The organism is Geobacillus sp. WSUCF1 (assembly GCF_000422025.1).
Lineage (GTDB): Bacteria > Bacillota > Bacilli > Bacillales > Anoxybacillaceae > Geobacillus > Geobacillus zalihae.
In genome coordinates this window covers 1-1,493 of record NZ_ATCO01000282.1, presented here as the reverse complement: position 1 = coordinate 1,493, position 1,493 = coordinate 1, and the positions used below count along the sequence as shown (strand labels likewise).

Genomic DNA, 1,493 nt, shown 5'->3' with positions numbered 1-1,493 from the left:
CCGCCTGCTCGCCCTATCCTCCTGCGTCCCCCCATCGCTCAAACGGGAAGAAGGTGGTACAGGAATCTCAACCTGTTGTCCATCACCTACGCCTTTCGGCCTCGGCTTAGGTCCCGACTAACCCTGAGCGGACGAACCTTCCTCAGGAACCCTTAGGCTTTCGGCGCAGAGGATTCTCACCTCTGTTTTCGCTACTCATACCGGCATTCTCACTTCTAAGCGCTCCACCAGTCCTTCCGGTCTGGCTTCTCTGCCCTTAGAACGCTCCCCTACCGATGACCAACGGTCATCCCGCAGCTTCGGCGGCACGTTTAGCCCCGGTACATTTTCGGCGCAGAGTCACTCGACCAGTGAGCTATTACGCACTCTTTAAATGGTGGCTGCTTCTAAGCCAACATCCTGGTTGTCTTTGCAACTCCACATCCTTTTCCACTGAACGTGCACTTCGGGGCCTTAGCTGGCGGTCTGGGCTGTTCCCCTCTCGACCACGGATCTTATCACTCGCAGTCTGACTCCCGGGCATAAGTCATTGGCATTCGGAGTTTGACTGGGTTCGGTAACCCGGTTTGGGCCCCTAGCCCAATCAGTGCTCTACCTCCAAGACTCCTAAACCCGAGGCTAGCCCTAAAGCTATTTCGGGGAGAACCAGCTATCTCCAAGTTCGATTGGCATTTCACCCCTACCCACACCTCATCCCCGCACTTTTCAACGTGCGTGGGTTCGGGCCTCCAGCCGGTGTTACCCGGCCTTCACCCTGGACATGGGTAGATCACCTGGTTTCGGGTCGACGACGACGTACTCACACGCCCTGTTCAGACTCGCTTTCGCTGCGGCTCCGCCTCTTCGGCTTAACCTCGCACGCCATCGTCACTCGCCGGTTCATTCTACAAAAGGCACGCCATCACCCATCAACGGGCTCTGACTACTTGTAGGCACACGGTTTCAGGTTCTCTTTCACTCCCCTCCCGGGGTGCTTTTCACCTTTCCCTCACGGTACTGGTGCACTATCGGTCACTAGGGAGTATTTAGCCTTGGGAGATGGTCCTCCCTGCTTCCGACGGGATTCCTCGTGTCCCGCCGTACTCAGGATCCGCTCGGGAGGGAACGAAGTTTCGACTACAGGGCTCTCACCTTCTCTGGCCGGCCGTTCCAGACCGGTTCGTCTACCCCGTCCCTTTCTCACTCCCATCGTGAGCGGTCCTACAACCCCAAGAGGACATGCCTCTTGGTTTGGGCTGTTCCCGTTTCGCTCGCCGCTACTCAGGGAATCGCGGTTGCTTTCTTCTCCTCCGGGTACTAAGATGTTTCAGTTCCCCGGGTGTGCCCTCCATGCCCTATGGATTCAGGCATGGATACTGCCCCATTACGGACAGTGGGTTCCCCCATTCGGACATCTCCGGATCAACGCTTGCTTACAGCTCCCCGAAGCGTTTCGGCGTTTGCCCCGTCCTTCATCGGCTCCTAGTGCCAAGGCATCCACCGTGCGCCCTTTC

Annotated in this window: 1 rRNA gene; it reads right to left on the bottom strand. The window is 57.6% G+C overall.

Annotated features, from left to right (window positions below):
• Nucleotides 1-1,493: ribosomal RNA gene (locus I656_RS00150) — 23S ribosomal RNA — on the bottom strand; the annotation flags it as partial.